Source organism: Vibrio panuliri (assembly GCF_009938205.1).
GTDB classification, from domain to species: Bacteria; Pseudomonadota; Gammaproteobacteria; order Enterobacterales; family Vibrionaceae; genus Vibrio; species Vibrio panuliri.
This window is the reverse complement of record NZ_AP019654.1, coordinates 3,099,717-3,117,136: the sequence shown is the minus strand read 5'-3', so window position 1 is coordinate 3,117,136 and position 17,420 is coordinate 3,099,717. Positions and strand designations below refer to the sequence as shown.

Genomic DNA, 17,420 nt, shown 5'->3' with positions numbered 1-17,420 from the left:
TGGAAAAGATAAGAAAGGATTGGGCAGTATAAGATCCGGTTAGTTAATTTGCAGTTTAATTCACCACCATTCCCCTCTACAATGTGCCCCCAACCTCATTATGAGAAAATAGAGAGAATCAATGAGCTCAACATTGCTTGCCCAAACTGACGAACAGTCGCCAATCACTGCACAAAGTGTACTTGAGCAAGTGTTCGGCTATCAAACATTCCGAATTGGGCAAGAGCAAGTGATTGATGCAGCCATTGCTGGGCGTGACAGCCTGGTCATTATGCCGACAGGTGGTGGTAAATCTCTCTGTTATCAAATCCCGGCGTTGGTACGTAGTGGTATTACGCTAGTGATTTCACCGCTTATCTCATTAATGAAAGACCAAGTTGACCAACTTAAGGCGAATGGGGTCGCGGCTGAGTGCGTTAACTCGACAATGCCTCGCGAAGAACTGATTTCGGTCTATAACCGTATGCACACAGGTAAGCTGAAGCTGGTTTATGTCTCGCCAGAGCGTGTACTCATGCGAGATTTTATTGAGCGTCTTGAGAGTTTGCCGCTGAGTATGATTGCGGTTGATGAAGCGCACTGTATTTCTCAATGGGGACACGATTTTCGTCCGGAGTACGCCGCTCTCGGGCAACTTAAGCAATATTTCCCTCATGTGCCGGTAATGGCGCTGACAGCGACAGCGGATGATGCAACACGTATTGATATCACCAGTCGCTTACAATTGGCTGAACCGCATATCTATTTGGGCAGCTTTGATCGTCCAAACATTCGTTACACCTTGCTGGAAAAGCATAAGCCAGTTTCACAAATTATCCGCTACCTTGATACGCAGAAAGGTCATTGCGGCATTATCTATTGTGGTAGCCGCAAGAAAGTGGAAATGTTGACGGAGAAACTGTGTAACAACCATATTCGTGCAGCCAGTTACCACGCAGGTATGGAAGCAGATGAACGTGCCTATGTTCAAGAAGCATTTCAGCGTGATGATATTCAAATTGTCGTGGCAACAGTCGCCTTCGGCATGGGGATTAATAAGCCAAACGTACGTTTTGTGGTGCACTTTGATATTCCGCGTAATATTGAATCTTACTATCAAGAAACAGGGCGAGCAGGGCGTGATGGTTTGCCCGCTGAAGCGATGATGCTCTATGACCCTGCGGACATTGGCTGGTTGCGCCGTATGCTTGATGAAAAAGATGAAGGGCCGCAGAAGCAAGTTGAAGCGCATAAACTCAATGCAATGAGCGCCTTTGCTGAAGCTCAGACTTGTCGTCGACAGGTGTTATTGAACTATTTTGGTGAGTATCGCGACAAACCTTGTGGGAACTGCGATATCTGTTTAGACCCGCCAAAGCACTTTGATGCGACACAAGAGGCACAAAAGGCACTCTCTTGCGTTTACCGTGTTAATCAAAGTTTTGGTATTGGTTACGTGGTGGAAGTTCTGCGCGGTATGCAGAACATCCGCATTCGCGAGCACGGTCATGACAAAATCTCGACGTATGGACTAGGTCGAGACCACAGCCACGACTACTGGGTGAGTATTTTCCGTCAGTTGATCCACAAAGGCATGTTGTTTCAAAACATCACTCGTAACTCAACGTTGCAGTTAACGGAAGAAGCGCGCCCACTTCTACGTGGGGATATGAGCTTAGAGTTAGCTGTCCCACGTTTGGATACCGCGGTTAGAGCAGCGAGATCAGATAAACTCACCAGTAAAAACTACGATAAAAAGCTTTTCGCGAAGTTACGCAAATTGCGTAAGTCGATTGCGGATGAAGATGGTTTGCCACCTTATGTGGTGTTCAGTGATGCCACCCTGATTGATATGGCTGAAATTTTGCCGACCTCTTACGGAGAAATGCTGGCTGTTAATGGTGTAGGGCAACGTAAGTTAGAAAAATACGCAGATCCATTCTTAGATTTAATTCAGGAGCACATTACGCATCATGGCTAAGCAAAAGGATTTTGGTTTGATTGAGTATCAAGTGGCACAAGGAAGAATCATATTACGAGCCCCTCGCTTCGACTTTGACACGTTCCCTTTACTGGGTGAGCGTCTACTGGCGACGTTGTCGGCCAGTGTAATTGAAAAGCAATGTGATGCAGATATCCACTCTTGGTTAATCGACTTTGAAGGCTATCAGCTGTTTTTAAAAGCAGAGCATTACTCGGAAAGTATCTGGCTAGAGTCACTGGCTGGTTCGACAAGCAGTGAAGAACTCGATTATTTAGCCGGTTTGTTTAATGCAGGCTTTGACTTGCATTAACTCTGGGACGAGGACGAAAAACCATCTTGCAGCACAATTTGGTTAATGTATAATCGCCCGCCTTGCTTGATGACGCACATAGATGCGGATTAAGCCATTTTTTTAACATTGTTGGTAAGAGTTCACTTAGTTGCTTGTCGCAGAGACGCGACTGAGTTGATTCGATTTGGGTTCCCTCACCCCCAAACCAAACTAAAAAGGTATCGCATGAGTAACTTTACCCCTGCGCAGCAGCGCAACGCCCTTATCTATCTAGTTCTGTTCCACCTGATCATTATTGCATCAAGTAACTACCTAGTTCAGCTTCCTTTTACCATCATGGGTTTTCATACCACATGGGGTGCATTCACTTTCCCGTTTATTTTCTTGGCAACTGACTTAACCGTACGTATTTTTGGTGCTCAGTTGGCGCGTAGAATCATTTTCTTAGTGATGCTTCCTGCTTTAGCTGTCTCTTATGGCTTATCCGTGCTGTTTTTTGAAGGTCAGTTCCAAGGTTTTGCACACTTAGGTGAGTTTAACTTGTTTGTTGCGCGTATTGCCGCCGCAAGCTTTATGGCGTATCTGCTTGGTCAGATTATGGATGTTCACGTATTTAACCGCCTGCGCCAAATGAAGCAATGGTGGGTCGCGCCAACCTGTTCAACCTTGTTTGGTAATGCACTTGATACCATTGCCTTCTTTGCCATTGCTTTTTACCAGAGCCCAGATCCATTTATGGCAGAGCACTGGATGGAAATTGCGTTAGTGGATTACGGATTCAAACTAGTGATTAGTTTAGGTCTGTTTGTACCAATGTACGGTGTGCTTCTAAACTACCTAGTGAAGAAACTGACCGCGACAAATCCAGACTTTAAGATCGTCGGAGCTAACTAGTTAGCTTTTATGGTGTGAGGATTAAAAAAGCCCGAGTATTTCTACTCGGGCTTTGTGTATCTGTATCAGCTTACTGGCTAATAATCGTTAGAGGCCAACCAATATCGCTTTGTCGGTTTGCTTCAATTTCCAGGTCAGCGGCAGTTAAAGGGTTTTGCTCCAACCAATGGGTTGAAATCGACAGTTTAAGATTGTCGCCTTCGGTTTGCAGTGAAACCTGAGGTTCAAGGTCAGGGTTACGGCGATGGGTGAGCAATACCGCTAAGCGTAATAAACGTAGTAAGCGTTTAGCGCTGGTGCCTGAAATAGCATGTTGTTCAGGGAGAGACGTTAATTGCTCGCGATAACGGCGAGTCACTTCCGCTAACAGATGCTTCTGCGCCCGAGTATAGCCGGGTAAGTCTAAGTGACTCAGCAGATAGGCGCTGTGTTCGCCACCTTTCTTAAAGTCGATGGTTAAACCGATTTCATGCAGTTTAGCTGCGGTTTCTAGCAGTACTTTCGCTTGTGACTCTGGCAGCCAATCTGTTTGGCACTGTTTGAGTAAACGTGCGGCGAGTATCGCCACTTGTTCACCATAGACTGTGTCGATTTGGTAACGTGTCTGTACGCTGGTAATGGTACGAGCGCGAATATCATCTTGCTTTAACTCATCAACCATTTCGTACACTAAACCTTCACGTAAAGCACCGCCCGCTAGTGTCATCGAGTCAATTTCTAACAGTTCGAAGATGGCAATCAAAATTGAAAGCCCACTAGGGAACACCAATGCTCGCTCTAGAGTTAAGCCTTCAATTTCCAGCTCTTCTAGGTGATCAGCCAGCATTGCTTGTTTTTGCAGGCGTTTTAACTTCGCATGGGTGATCACCTCATCCATACCTTGTGCCAGCATAATTTCTTGCAGCGCTTGTACCGTACCTGATGCTCCGACGCACACGTCCCACCCAAGGGAACGGTATTGTTCGAGAATCGGTTGCAGGGTTTCTTTGGCTGCGGCAATGGCTTGATTAAAGTTAGCCATAGTCAGTTGGCGATCTTTAAAATGACGCTCAAGCCAAGTAACACAGCCCATTTTTAGGCTGGTGAGCGCTTTGGCTTCAAAACCTTCACCGATGATTAACTCAGTACTTGCTCCACCAATATCCACCACCAAACGACGCCCGCTTCCCCCTGAGGTATGCGCAACGCCTTTGTATATAGTGGCAGCCTCTTCCTCACCACAGATAACATCAATCTTGTGGTTAAGAATTTGATTGGCTTTAGACAAGAAAACATCCACATTCGTGGCGGTACGCAAAGTTGCGGTGCCAACAATACGAATGTTCTCTTTTGGGATATCTTGCAGTCGTTCTGCAAATAGACTCAAGCAGTCCCACCCCCTTTGCATGGCTTCTTGGCTCAACGCATTGTTTTCGTTTAACCCCGCAGCAAGGCGCACCTTGCGCTTGATTTTGGCCATGGTTTGAACGCTGCCATCAATGTGACGCACAACGAGCATATGAAAACTGTTCGACCCAAGGTCGATAGCAGCGTAAAGCGGAGAGGGAACAACTTGGCTCATAAACGACTTAAGAATCCTTTTGCTGACGTGGACGAGAGCGATTTGGTTTACGGTTACCAGAACGTGAACCACCAGTATTCGTGCGGCGGTTTTGCTGGTTACGCGTACGTAGACGGATCGGCGCAGGTAAATCCTGAATCAGTGCCGAAGCGTCATAATCTGAAACTGGAATCGCGTGTTCAATATATTCTTCGATTGCAGGTAGATTAATCGCGTATTGCTCACAAGCAAAGCTAATCGAGTGACCACTTGCGCCTGCGCGACCAGTACGACCAATGCGGTGTACGTAGTCTTCACAATCGTCAGGTAAGTCGTAGTTAAATACGTGGGTCACTTGTGGGATATGCAGACCACGAGCGGCAACGTCAGTTGCAACCAGTAGGTCAACTTCGCCACGAGTAAATTGCTCAAGGATACGCTCACGTTTTTTCTGCGGAACATCACCAGTCAATAGACCTACGCGGTGTTTGTCTGCCGCAAGGTGGCCCCAAATCGATTCACACACGTGTTTGGTGTTAGCAAAAATGATCGCGCGATCTGGCCACTCTTCTTCGATAAGCGTTTGCAATAGTGCCATCTTATCTGCGTTAGAAGGGTAGAACAGTTCTTCTTGAATGCGGTGACCTGTTTTTTGTTCAGGTTCAACTACCACTGATTCAGGCTCGTTCATATGTTCAAATGCCAACTCTTGTACACGGTACGAAAGCGTTGCCGAGAACAGCATGTTCAAACGATCTTTTGGCTCAGGCATGCGACGGAACAAGAAACGAATGTCTTTAATAAAACCAAGGTCAAACATGCGATCTGCTTCATCGAGAACCACTGCTTGAATATGGTTTAAGTTAAATACGCGCTGCTTGTGGAAATCGATAATACGACCAGTGGTACCGATCAGAATATCAACCCCTTGCTCTAGCTTCGCTAATTGCTTGTCGTAGCTTTCGCCACCGTAAGCCAATGCTGCTTTGATACCTGTACTAGCAATCAGTGGTTCAGCATCATTAAAGATCTGGATCGCCAGCTCGCGTGTTGGCGCCATAATGATGGCACGCGGCTGAGTTGGCTTACGACCTTCAAGCTCAGGTGTAGTCAATAAGTGGTTAAAAGTAGCAGTAAGGAACGCAAGCGTCTTACCAGTACCCGTTTGGGCCTGGCCTGCAATGTCACGGCCGGAGAGCAAGACCGGCAGCGCCTGAGCTTGGATAGGGGTACAAAATTCGAACCCTTTTTGCTCCAAACCCTTTGTAACTTGGGGATGTAACCCCAAATCGGCGAACTTTTGCTCTGTGATGTGCGTCTTCTTCATTGCTATAGAATATCAGCTTAAGCTTGCAATACGAAAGTAAATACATTCCAATAGGGCATCTCAATACTGGTTATCATCCAACCAGTTCCAAAAAACACAGTGGAGTGGAAGATGAGTGATAAAATTTTGCAGCTTACTGATGAAGGTTTTGATAACGATGTAATCAATGCTGCAGGCCCAGTTCTTGTTGATTTTTGGGCAGAGTGGTGTGGTCCTTGTAAAATGATTGCGCCTATTCTTGACGAAATCGCAGAAGAGTACGAAGGCAAGCTCACTATCGGCAAACTGAATATCGACCAAAACGCAGGTACTCCACCTAAGTTTGGTATTCGTGGTATTCCAACGCTACTTCTTTTTAAAGATGGTAGCGTAGCAGCAACCAAAGTTGGTGCGCTGTCTAAGACTCAATTAAAAGAGTTCCTAGACGCTAACCTATAAACTCGCTGTAAAATAAGACCGTACATTTGATCAATGTACGGTTTTGTTTTTGAACGGCAACAAAAGATAGACTAGGCTAGTATTTAGTGCTAATTTATCGCACGTTAATTAAACAGAATTCTCTTCTTGGTCGACCCTGAGACCAAATTCCATCTAACTTAAAACAACAGATCCTATTTTGACTAAACAAGCATCTACCACAATGAATCTTACAGAACTGAAGAACAGACCTGTTTCTGATCTTGTTAAACTTGGCGAAAGCCTAGGTCTAGAAAACCTAGCGCGTCTAAGAAAACAAGACATCATCTTCGCAATCCTGAAAGCTCACGCGAAAAGCGGTGAAGACATTTTTGGCGACGGCGTACTGGAAATTCTTCAAGACGGTTTTGGTTTCCTTCGTAGTGCCGACAGTTCTTATCTAGCTGGTCCTGACGATATTTACGTTTCTCCAAGCCAAATTCGTCGTTTCAACCTACGTACTGGTGACTCTATTGCTGGTAAAATTCGCCCACCAAAAGATGGTGAACGCTACTTTGCTCTGCTAAAAGTCAACACCGTTAATGCCGACAAGCCAGATAACGCGCGTAATAAGATCCTGTTTGAAAACTTAACTCCGCTTCATGCAAATGAGCGTATGGTGATGGAACGCGGTAATGGTTCTACCGAGGATATCACGGCTCGTGTACTAGACCTTGCATCTCCAATTGGTAAAGGTCAGCGTGGTCTGATTGTAGCTCCGCCTAAAGCGGGTAAAACCATGTTGCTACAAAACATCGCGCAAAGTATTGCTTACAACCACCCAGAGTGTGAGTTGATGGTGCTACTTATCGACGAGCGTCCAGAAGAAGTTACAGAGATGCAACGCCTAGTTAAAGGCGAAGTTGTTGCATCAACATTCGATGAGCCAGCATCACGTCACGTACAAGTGGCTGAAATGGTGATTGAAAAAGCAAAACGCCTAGTAGAGCACAAGAAAGACGTTGTGATCCTACTTGACTCGATTACTCGTTTAGCTCGTGCATACAACACTGTAGTACCTTCATCAGGTAAAGTACTAACAGGTGGTGTGGACGCGAACGCGCTGCATCGTCCAAAGCGTTTCTTTGGTGCGGCTCGTAACGTAGAAGAAGGCGGTAGCTTAACAATCATCGCAACAGCACTAGTTGATACTGGTTCTAAGATGGACGAAGTAATCTACGAAGAGTTTAAAGGTACAGGTAACATGGAACTGCACCTAAACCGTAAGATTGCTGAAAAACGTGTATTCCCTGCGATTGATTTCAACCGCTCAGGTACACGCCGCGAAGAGCTATTAACTAAGACTGACGAGCTACAGAAGATGTGGATTCTGCGTAAGATCGTTCACCCAATGGGCGAAATCGACGCAATGGAATTCCTAATCGACAAACTAGCCATGACTAAGACGAACGATGAGTTCTTCGACGCAATGCGCCGTCAGTAATTAAATCAGTATGATAACGCCACCGTTTTTTGCGGTGGCGTTTTTGTTTGCATTCTCTCTATTGTGATAGCACAATGAAGAGAAATGTTACAAGGAGGTTAACATGCAACAAGGAATGTTGTCGTCGCTTCTCCTGACCCTGTTTTTGGCGCTAGGAGTGCCACAGGCTATGGCTACACAAATGACCCCTGAGCGGGTTGAGCTATGGCGTCAAAGTGATCATATGCAAGTCAAAGTTGCTGAGCTTCTGCAATATGTTGTGGAAGATAATATCGATACGCTGAATTTTTCTCTTGAGCGATTGGCATTTCCTCAGCAAGAAGTGGCTCGCTACTTATTGCTTCAAAAGCTTGAACAGCAAGATGTATTGCTCACACCCAAAATGGCGATTTTTGTCGAAAATCAAAAAGCCATGATTCCCACATATCAAGTCTTAGAGCGCGGTGACGGTTATGAGTTCACTACGCCAGCATTTAACTATCCTGCGATCGCTAGCCGTTTGCTCAAGCGCTGGCAACAAGACCAATCGACACTCGACTTTGTCATGAAGGCTGAACGACAAGAGCTGGATTTACAGCTTTGGCTCACGGGTGGTTCGGTCTATCAAAATCAGACTCGTGAACGCCTGCTTATGCGTGAGTTAGACAGTTTATCGCCGATGGCTATTCAAGGATTAACGTCGCAGTTTACTGATGAAGCTGTGGTGAGTTGGCTTCCATCGGCAGAGGTTGTAGTTCGCTTAGCGCAGGTAAGTGAAGATCCAGAAATGTACAAACTGCTGTGGTTGATGAAGGCGAATTTGCACAGTGAAAATGAACTAATTCGTCTTGGTCGTGTTGCTGATGAGTTTGCTGTTAAGCAAATTATGCTGGCAGCAAAAAATCCCCAGCTCAATGAGCTTGCGATAAAGCAGTTAGTCGGTATCAAACCGATGAGTAACGAGGTGCAGGAGTATCTAATTGCCAAAATGGGGAGTAACGATGAAGTGTCGTTTGTCGCTCGCCAATTGGTCGAACAGGGCTATTCAGGTTGGCTGGCGGAGTTAGCCAATAGCGATAAACGTGTGAAGAGCCATGATATTCTTAACGTTCTGAGTCAGTAGCTGGCGACCTAATACCCACAATGAAAAGAGGGATCGTCGATTCCTCTTTTTTGATATACTGCCTGTAGTTTAACCAGCCAACAGAAGAGCCATGAGTTTTAAGGACTTACGCGATTTTATCCACCTGTTAGAACAACAAGGCAAATTAAAACGCATTACTCACCCGATCGACCCTCATTATGAAATGACGGAAATTAGTGATCGCACTCTACGTGCCGGTGGGCCAGCATTGCTGTTTGAAAACCCAATTGGATACGACTATCCAGTGCTGACCAATTTATTTGGTACAGCAGAGCGTGTTGCAATGGGTATGGGGCGCAATCAAGTTAAAGAGCTGCGCGAGGTGGGTAAGCTGCTGGCGTACCTAAAAGAGCCTGAGCCACCAAAAGGATTTAAAGACGCGCTCGACAAATTGCCTCTGTTTAAACAAGTTCTTAATATGCCAGCTAAAAGGTTGCGTCGTGCTCCTTGCCAAGAAATTGTATGGCAAGGTGATGACGTTGATCTGGATAAGATTCCGGTGATGAGTTGTTGGCAAGATGATGTCGCTCCTTTATTGACTTGGGGATTGACCATCACTAAAGGTCCAAATAAAAAACGCCAAAACCTAGGTATTTATCGCCAACAAAAACTGGGTAAAAACAAAATCATTATGCGCTGGCTTGCTCACCGAGGCGGCGCACTGGATTTACGTGACTGGATGGAAACCAATCCTGGAAAGCCATTCCCTGTATCGGTCGCTTTTGGTGCCGATCCTGCGACAATTCTTGGTGCAGTCACTCCTGTCCCTGATACTTTATCGGAATATGCTTTTGCAGGCTTACTGCGCGGCAGTCGCACTGAAGTCGTGAAATCGGTCAGTAACGATCTTGAAGTACCGGCGAGCGCTGAGATTGTACTCGAAGGTCACATTGACCCGAATGAGTTTGCCGATGAAGGCCCCTATGGCGATCATACTGGGTACTACAACGAAAAAGAGAAACACCACGTATTCACGATTACCCACATTACGATGCGTGATAAGCCGATTTATCACAGTACCTATACCGGCCGTCCACCCGATGAGCCTGCGGTATTGGGTGTGGCACTCAATGAAGTATTTGTGCCGATATTGCAAAAGCAGTTCCCAGAGATAGAAGATTTTTACTTGCCACCTGAAGGTTGTTCATACCGTATGGCGGTGGTTACGATGAAGAAGCAATACCCAGGTCATGCTAAGCGAGTAATGATGGGAGTATGGTCCTTCTTACGCCAGTTTATGTACACCAAGTATGTCATTGTCTGTGATGAGTCTGTTAATGCTCGTGATTGGCGTGAAGTAACCCAAGCAATGACCGAGCATATGGACCCGGTGCGCGATACATTAATGATAGAGAATACACCAATCGATTCTCTTGATTTTGCCTCTCCAGTGGTTGGCCTTGGCTCTAAGATGGGGTTGGATGCCACGATTAAATGGGATGCAGAACTCGCCTTGACTCAGAGTGAACCTAAAGAGTCTGCCGTCGATCTCGCGGGCAAGATTGCAGATATTAGGCAGAATATTCCTCAGATTTTGGATATCTATTTACCTGAGGGAGCGGTGCCAGGGCAGATGATACTGCTATCGATAGATAAGCAAGAAGTCGGTCAAGGGCGTCAGGCGATAGAGGCTGTTTGGTCTCAGTTAGAGGCGTATGTCGATCCTAAATTTGTCATAGTGTGCGATGATGATGTCAACATCCGTGATTGGAATGATGTAATCTGGGCGGTAACCACACGCATGGATCCTGCTCGCGATAGTCATCTATATAACGAGTCACAATCTGGCGTAAGTCGTATGGCTTGGGATGCGACCAATAAAATGGGCGATGAAAAGCTCAGAGAGTGGGGAGTCCCAATTAAGAAGAATCCTGAATTGGTCTCAAAAATCGACGCCATTTGGCAGCAATTGGGAATCGAATGACACACAAAGTTATTTTGCTCCCAAGTCAGGTAGAATTTGAAGTCCCACAAGGGCAAACGGTGCTGGAAGCTGCGCTCAACAATAACATCGGTTTCCCTCATCGTTGCCAAGTCGGTGCATGTGCTATGTGTATGTGTAAAAAAGTATCGGGTGAGGTGAGTTATGACCTTGACCCCATGCTGACCGAACAAGAACAACAACAAGGCTGGATATTTCCCTGTCTAGCTCATACAGAAAGTCATTTAGTCCTTACTTTTGAAGAGTAAGTGAGAGGAACCCATGAGTATTCAATGTAAAGTAAAGTCAATTGAGTCCTTAGCATCTAATACCTATCGTATTTTGCTTCACCCTGAAAACCCAGTGCCGTTTAAAGCTGGACAATACCTGATGGTCGTCATGGGTGAAAAAGACAAGCGTCCATTTTCTATTGCTAGCAGCCCATGTCGCCATGAGGGTGAGCTAGAACTGCATATTGGTGCAGCAGAACATAACGCTTACGCTCTTGAAGTGGTTGAAGCAATGAAGGTGGCATTGGCGGAAGGCTCTTCAGTTACGATTGATGCTCCACATGGGGAAGCGTGGGTAAGAGAGGAAAGCCATAACCCTATTTTACTTATTGCAGGTGGTACAGGGTTTAGTTATGTACGTTCTATTTTGGATCACTGCATTGCACAAAATAAAACCAATCCGATTTATCTATACTGGGGCGCTCGTGATATCAGCCAGCTATACGCAAAAGCTGAGCTGAAAGAAATTGCGGCAAATAACGCTAATGTTCACTTTGTCCCAGTAGTTGAAGATGCTCATCAAGATTGGCAAGGGAAAGTAGGCAATGTTCTTGAGGCGGTGAATCTGGACTTTGACTCGCTAGAGAACTTTGACATCTATATTGCTGGTCGCTTTGAAATGGCAGGCGCCGCGCGAGAACAATTTACGCAGAACAAACAGGCGAGAAGTGACAGAATGTTTGCCGACGCTTATGCGTTTATATAGACATAGCAAGATATTCACGATCTAAAAGAGGGCAAAATGCCCTCTTTTTGGTCTTTTTGATGCTAATTTAAACGAACGGTCATTAATTTCGTTTTTTTTGCAAAAAAGGGTTGCCATAAAAATCCAGCTCCCTATAATGCGCTTCCACTGACAGGGCAGACGCCACAAGGCTTCAGCGACAGTCAGAGAGGTGAAAGCTTCTGAGAAAATAAATTGAAAAAAGTATTTGACTCTTTCAATTATCTCGTTAGAATGCACCTCCGCTTTGAGAGAAACTTTCAAAGCAAGCTCTTTAAAAATTCAAACCTATCAATCTGTGTGGGCACTCGTTGATGATAATCCAAATTAGAAGCTTAGGCTTCAAATTAGATTTCAATGAAACGAAGTGACCATTGCTAGAAATAGCAGCACAGTCAATTCAAACATTACTATGTAATGTTCAGTATTCATTGAGTCGACAAAATCTTAAATTGAAGAGTTTGATCATGGCTCAGATTGAACGCTGGCGGCAGGCCTAACACATGCAAGTCGAGCGGCAGCGACATAAACAATCCTTCGGGTGCGTCTATGGGCGGCGAGCGGCGGACGGGTGAGTAATGCCTAGGAAATTGCCCTGATGTGGGGGATAACCATTGGAAACGATGGCTAATACCGCATAATGCCTACGGGCCAAAGAGGGGGACCTTCGGGCCTCTCGCGTCAGGATATGCCTAGGTGGGATTAGCTAGTTGGTGAGGTAAGGGCTCACCAAGGCGACGATCCCTAGCTGGTCTGAGAGGATGATCAGCCACACTGGAACTGAGACACGGTCCAGACTCCTACGGGAGGCAGCAGTGGGGAATATTGCACAATGGGCGCAAGCCTGATGCAGCCATGCCGCGTGTATGAAGAAGGCCTTCGGGTTGTAAAGTACTTTCAGTCGTGAGGAAGGTTCATGCGTTAATAGCGTATGGATTTGACGTTAGCGACAGAAGAAGCACCGGCTAACTCCGTGCCAGCAGCCGCGGTAATACGGAGGGTGCGAGCGTTAATCGGAATTACTGGGCGTAAAGCGCATGCAGGTGGTTAGTTAAGTCAGATGTGAAAGCCCGGGGCTCAACCTCGGAATTGCATTTGAAACTGGCTGACTAGAGTACTGTAGAGGGGGGTAGAATTTCAGGTGTAGCGGTGAAATGCGTAGAGATCTGAAGGAATACCGGTGGCGAAGGCGGCCCCCTGGACAGATACTGACACTCAGATGCGAAAGCGTGGGGAGCAAACAGGATTAGATACCCTGGTAGTCCACGCCGTAAACGATGTCTACTTGGAGGTTGTGGCCTTGAGCCGTGGCTTTCGGAGCTAACGCGTTAAGTAGACCGCCTGGGGAGTACGGTCGCAAGATTAAAACTCAAATGAATTGACGGGGGCCCGCACAAGCGGTGGAGCATGTGGTTTAATTCGATGCAACGCGAAGAACCTTACCTACTCTTGACATCCATAGAACTTAGCAGAGATGCTTTGGTGCCTTCGGGAACTATGAGACAGGTGCTGCATGGCTGTCGTCAGCTCGTGTTGTGAAATGTTGGGTTAAGTCCCGCAACGAGCGCAACCCTTATCCTTGTTTGCCAGCGAGTAATGTCGGGAACTCCAGGGAGACTGCCGGTGATAAACCGGAGGAAGGTGGGGACGACGTCAAGTCATCATGGCCCTTACGAGTAGGGCTACACACGTGCTACAATGGCGTATACAGAGGGCAGCCAACTTGCGAAAGTGAGCGAATCCCAAAAAGTACGTCGTAGTCCGGATTGGAGTCTGCAACTCGACTCCATGAAGTCGGAATCGCTAGTAATCGTGGATCAGAATGCCACGGTGAATACGTTCCCGGGCCTTGTACACACCGCCCGTCACACCATGGGAGTGGGCTGCAAAAGAAGTGGGTAGTTTAACCTTCGGGAGGACGCTCACCACTTTGTGGTTCATGACTGGGGTGAAGTCGTAACAAGGTAGCGCTAGGGGAACCTGGCGCTGGATCACCTCCTTATACGATGATTATTGCGATGAGTGTTCACACAGATTGATACGGTTTGTAATTAAGAGACGATACTGGGTCTGTAGCTCAGGTGGTTAGAGCGTTCGCCTGATAAGCGAGAGGTCGGTGGTTCGAGTCCACTCAGACCCACCAATTCCCATCCCAAGGAATTGGCACACAGTATCAACACCTGATGGGGCTATAGCTCAGCTGGGAGAGCGCCTGCCTTGCACGCAGGAGGTCTGCGGTTCGATCCCGCATAGCTCCACCATCTCTAAGCACATTTGATTAAGTGTTCTTAAAAATGGTTTCTTTCTTTAAGTAGAAAGTAAAATCTAGCTCTTTAACAATTTGGAAAGCTGACAAAACAACAATTTATTGTTGTTTGTAAAGTTCTCAAAGTATTCATTTATGAATACACAAAAACACATTCAAGTGTTCTTGGAATTTGAGTCCGGCAAAATCGAGTCTGCATCATGTATAAAAATTGCAGACAACTTTGGTGATTTGAACATCAACTCGAAACTCCTTCGGGTTGTATGGTTAAGTGACTAAGCGTACACGGTGGATGCCTTGGCAGTCAGAGGCGATGAAGGACGTATTAACTTGCGATAAGCCCAGATTAGGCAGTAAAAGCCACTTGAGTCTGGGATTTCCGAATGGGGAAACCCACTTACATAAGTAAGTATCGTTATGTGAATACATAGCATAACGAGGCGAACCGGGGGAACTGAAACATCTAAGTACCCCGAGGAAAAGAAATCAACCGAGATTCCGAAAGTAGCGGCGAGCGAAATTGGACTAGCCCTTAAGCTTTACACGCGTTAGACGAACGGTCTGGAAAGTCCGACGATACAGGGTGATAGTCCCGTAGTTGACGATGTGTGTTCAGTGAAATCGAGTAGGGCGGGACACGTGTTATCCTGTCTGAATATGGGGGGACCATCCTCCAAGGCTAAATACTACTGACTGACCGATAGTGAACCAGTACCGTGAGGGAAAGGCGAAAAGAACCCCTGTGAGGGGAGTGAAATAGAACCTGAAACCGTGTACGTACAAGCAGTAGGAGCAGGCTTTGTCCTGTGACTGCGTACCTTTTGTATAATGGGTCAGCGACTTATATTCAGTGGCAAGGTTAACCATCTAGGGGAGCCGTAGGGAAACCGAGTCTTAACTGGGCGTTCAGTCTCTGGATATAGACCCGAAACCAGGTGATCTAGCCATGGGCAGGTTGAAGGTTGAGTAACATCAACTGGAGGACCGAACCGACTAATGTTGAAAAATTAGCGGATGACTTGTGGCTAGGGGTGAAAGGCCAATCAAACCTGGAGATAGCTGGTTCTCCCCGAAAGCTATTTAGGTAGCGCCTCGGACGAATACTACTGGGGGTAGAGCACTGTTAAGGCTAGGGGGTCATCCCGACTTACCAACCCTTTGCAAACTCCGAATACCAGTAAGTACTATCCGGGAGACACACGGCGGGTGCTAACGTCCGTCGTGGAGAGGGAAACAACCCAGACCGCCAGCTAAGGTCCCAAATTATAGCTAAGTGGGAAACGATGTGGGAAGGCTTAGACAGCTAGGATGTTGGCTTAGAAGCAGCCATCATTTAAAGAAAGCGTAATAGCTCACTAGTCGAGTCGGCCTGCGCGGAAGATGTAACGGGGCTAAGCTATAAACCGAAGCTGCGGCAATAACTTTTAGTTATTGGGTAGGGGAGCGTTCTGTAAGCCGTTGAAGGTGTGTTGTAAAGCATGCTGGAGGTATCAGAAGTGCGAATGCTGACATGAGTAACGATAAAGGGGGTGAAAAACCTCCTCGCCGGAAGACCAAGGGTTCCTGTCCAACGTTAATCGGGGCAGGGTAAGTCGACCCCTAAGGCGAGGCCGAAAGGCGTAGTCGATGGGAAACGGGTTAATATTCCCGTACTTCTTACAATTGCGATGGGGGGACGGAGAAGGCTAGGTGGGCCTGGCGACGGTTGTCCAGGTTCAAGTGCGTAGGCTTAAGAGTTAGGTAAATCCGGCTCTTTTTAAGGCTGAGACACGACGTCGAGCTACTACGGTAGTGAAGTCATTGATGCCATGCTTCCAGGAAAAGCCTCTAAGCTTCAGATTGTAAGGAATCGTACCCCAAACCGACACAGGTGGTCGGGTAGAGAATACCAAGGCGCTTGAGAGAACTCGGGTGAAGGAACTAGGCAAAATGGTACCGTAACTTCGGGAGAAGGTACGCTCTTGACGGTGAAGTCCCTTGCGGATGGAGCTATTGAGAGTCGCAGATACCAGGTGGCTGCAACTGTTTATTAAAAACACAGCACTGTGCAAAATCGTAAGATGACGTATACGGTGTGACGCCTGCCCGGTGCCGGAAGGTTAATTGATGGGGTTAGACTTAGGTCGAAGCTCTTGATCGAAGCCCCGGTAAACGGCGGCCGTAACTATAACGGTCCTAAGGTAGCGAAATTCCTTGTCGGGTAAGTTCCGACCTGCACGAATGGCGTAATGATGGCCACGCTGTCTCCACCCGAGACTCAGTGAAATTGAAATCGCTGTGAAGATGCAGTGTACCCGCGGCTAGACGGAAAGACCCCGTGAACCTTTACTACAGCTTGGCACTGAACATTGACCCTACATGTGTAGGATAGGTGGGAGGCTTTGAAGCACGTACGCCAGTATGTGTGGAGCCGTCCTTGAAATACCACCCTTGTAGTGTTGATGTTCTAACGTCGACCCCTAATCGGGGTTACGGACAGTGCCTGGTGGGTAGTTTGACTGGGGCGGTCTCCTCCCAAAGAGTAACGGAGGAGCACGAAGGTGGGCTAAACACGGTTGGACATCGTGTGGTTAGTGCAATGGCATAAGCCCGCTTAACTGCGAGAATGACAATTCGAGCAGGTACGAAAGTAGGTCATAGTGATCCGGTGGTTCTGTATGGAAGGGCCATCGCTCAACGGATAAAAGGTACTCCGGGGATAACAGGCTGATACCGCCCAAGAGTTCATATCGACGGCGGTGTTTGGCACCTCGATGTCGGCTCATCACATCCTGGGGCTGAAGTCGGTCCCAAGGGTATGGCTGTTCGCCATTTAAAGTGGTACGCGAGCTGGGTTTAGAACGTCGTGAGACAGTTCGGTCCCTATCTGCCGTGGGCGTTGGAGAATTGAAAGGGGCTGCTCCTAGTACGAGAGGACCGGAGTGGACGAACCTCTGGTGTTCGGGTTGTGTCGCCAGACGCATTGCCCGGTAGCTAAGTTCGGAATCGATAACCGCTGAAAGCATCTAAGCGGGAAGCGAGCCTTGAGATGAGTTCTCCCTGATACTTTAAGTATCCTAAAGGGTTGTCGGAGACTACGACGTTGATAGGTCAGGTGTGTAAGTGCTGTGAGGCATTGAGCTAACTGATACTAATTGCCCGTGAGGCTTAACCATACAACACCCAAGGGGTTTTGATGGA

12 protein-coding genes, 2 tRNA genes and 2 rRNA genes are annotated in these 17,420 nt (G+C 47.0%); 13 read left to right on the top strand and 3 right to left on the bottom strand.

Translation table 11 applies throughout. The features are described 5' to 3' along the window. Positions 1–121 precede the first annotated feature (121 nt). The 3 genes from recQ (at position 122) to GZK95_RS14355 (ending at position 3,149) form a co-directional block, all read left to right on the top strand. Positions 122–1,960 (top strand): ATP-dependent DNA helicase RecQ, encoded by a 1,839-nt coding sequence (gene recQ / locus GZK95_RS14365; RefSeq protein WP_075714795.1) that lies wholly within the window; start codon positions 122–124, stop codon positions 1,958–1,960. Beyond that, complete coding sequence (locus GZK95_RS14360) at positions 1,953–2,273, top strand: DUF3630 family protein (RefSeq protein WP_075714793.1); 321 nt, start codon at positions 1,953–1,955, stop codon at positions 2,271–2,273. The genes recQ and GZK95_RS14360 overlap by 8 nt, the downstream gene beginning before the upstream one ends. A gap of 207 nt (positions 2,274–2,480) precedes the next feature. Then, entirely contained in the window at positions 2,481–3,149 is a 669-nt protein-coding gene (locus GZK95_RS14355; RefSeq protein WP_075706358.1) for a 7-cyano-7-deazaguanine/7-aminomethyl-7-deazaguanine transporter, read from the top strand. A 70-nt stretch (positions 3,150–3,219) separates the two neighbouring features. Here the strand turns inward: GZK95_RS14355 and gppA are convergent, their stop codons facing one another. Beyond that, entirely contained in the window at positions 3,220–4,710 is a 1,491-nt protein-coding gene (gppA, locus tag GZK95_RS14350; RefSeq protein WP_151148783.1) for a guanosine-5'-triphosphate,3'-diphosphate diphosphatase, read from the bottom strand. Positions 4,711–4,717: 7 nt separating this feature from the next. After that, positions 4,718–6,016: an ATP-dependent RNA helicase RhlB gene (gene rhlB, locus GZK95_RS14345; protein WP_075706356.1), complete on the bottom strand. Its 1,299-nt coding sequence runs from the start codon at positions 6,014–6,016 to the stop codon at positions 4,718–4,720. Positions 6,017–6,127: 111 nt separating this feature from the next. Between rhlB and trxA the strand changes: the two genes are divergently transcribed. The 6 genes from trxA to fre all read left to right on the top strand — a co-directional run bounded on the left by trxA (position 6,128) and on the right by fre (position 11,956). Beyond that, complete coding sequence (gene trxA, locus GZK95_RS14340) at positions 6,128–6,454, top strand: thioredoxin TrxA (protein ID WP_075706355.1); 327 nt, start codon at positions 6,128–6,130, stop codon at positions 6,452–6,454. Positions 6,455–6,656: 202 nt separating this feature from the next. Beyond that, positions 6,657–7,916 (top strand): transcription termination factor Rho, encoded by a 1,260-nt coding sequence (gene rho, locus GZK95_RS14335; protein WP_075706354.1) that lies wholly within the window; start codon positions 6,657–6,659, stop codon positions 7,914–7,916. A gap of 103 nt (positions 7,917–8,019) precedes the next feature. Then, the gene (locus GZK95_RS14330; protein WP_075713469.1) at positions 8,020–9,018 is read left to right on the top strand and encodes a hypothetical protein; all 999 of its coding nucleotides are present in this window, start codon (positions 8,020–8,022) and stop codon (positions 9,016–9,018) included. Between the two features lie 91 nt (positions 9,019–9,109). Further along, positions 9,110–10,963 carry a 4-hydroxy-3-polyprenylbenzoate decarboxylase gene (ubiD, locus tag GZK95_RS14325; protein WP_075706352.1) on the top strand — a complete coding sequence of 618 codons (1,854 nt, stop codon included), beginning with the start codon at positions 9,110–9,112 and terminating at the stop codon, positions 10,961–10,963. Then, positions 10,960–11,229 carry a 2Fe-2S iron-sulfur cluster-binding protein gene (locus tag GZK95_RS14320; RefSeq protein ID WP_075713467.1) on the top strand — a complete coding sequence of 90 codons (270 nt, stop codon included), beginning with the start codon at positions 10,960–10,962 and terminating at the stop codon, positions 11,227–11,229. Before ubiD ends, GZK95_RS14320 begins: the two co-directional genes overlap by 4 nt. Before the next feature lie 13 nt (positions 11,230–11,242). Next, entirely contained in the window at positions 11,243–11,956 is a 714-nt protein-coding gene (gene fre, locus GZK95_RS14315) for an NAD(P)H-flavin reductase (RefSeq protein ID WP_075713464.1), read from the top strand. Between the two features lie 21 nt (positions 11,957–11,977). Here the strand turns inward: fre and GZK95_RS14310 are convergent, their stop codons facing one another. Then, on the bottom strand, positions 11,978–12,238 hold the full coding sequence (locus GZK95_RS14310; RefSeq protein WP_161987214.1) for a hypothetical protein: 261 nt from the start codon (positions 12,236–12,238) through the stop codon (positions 11,978–11,980). Between the two features lie 185 nt (positions 12,239–12,423). Between GZK95_RS14310 and GZK95_RS14305 the strand changes: the two genes are divergently transcribed. From GZK95_RS14305 to GZK95_RS14290, 4 genes are all read left to right on the top strand, one after another. Then, positions 12,424–13,976 (top strand): 16S ribosomal RNA (locus GZK95_RS14305). A 64-nt stretch (positions 13,977–14,040) separates the two neighbouring features. Beyond that, a tRNA-Ile gene (locus GZK95_RS14300) sits at positions 14,041–14,117 on the top strand. 42 nt (positions 14,118–14,159) lie between these two features. Then, positions 14,160–14,235 (top strand) — tRNA-Ala (locus tag GZK95_RS14295). Between the two features lie 270 nt (positions 14,236–14,505). Beyond that, a 23S ribosomal RNA gene (locus GZK95_RS14290) occupies positions 14,506–17,395 on the top strand. The 16S and 23S rRNA genes sit together here with 2 tRNA genes alongside, the layout of an rRNA operon. Positions 17,396–17,420: the final 25 nt, after the last annotated feature.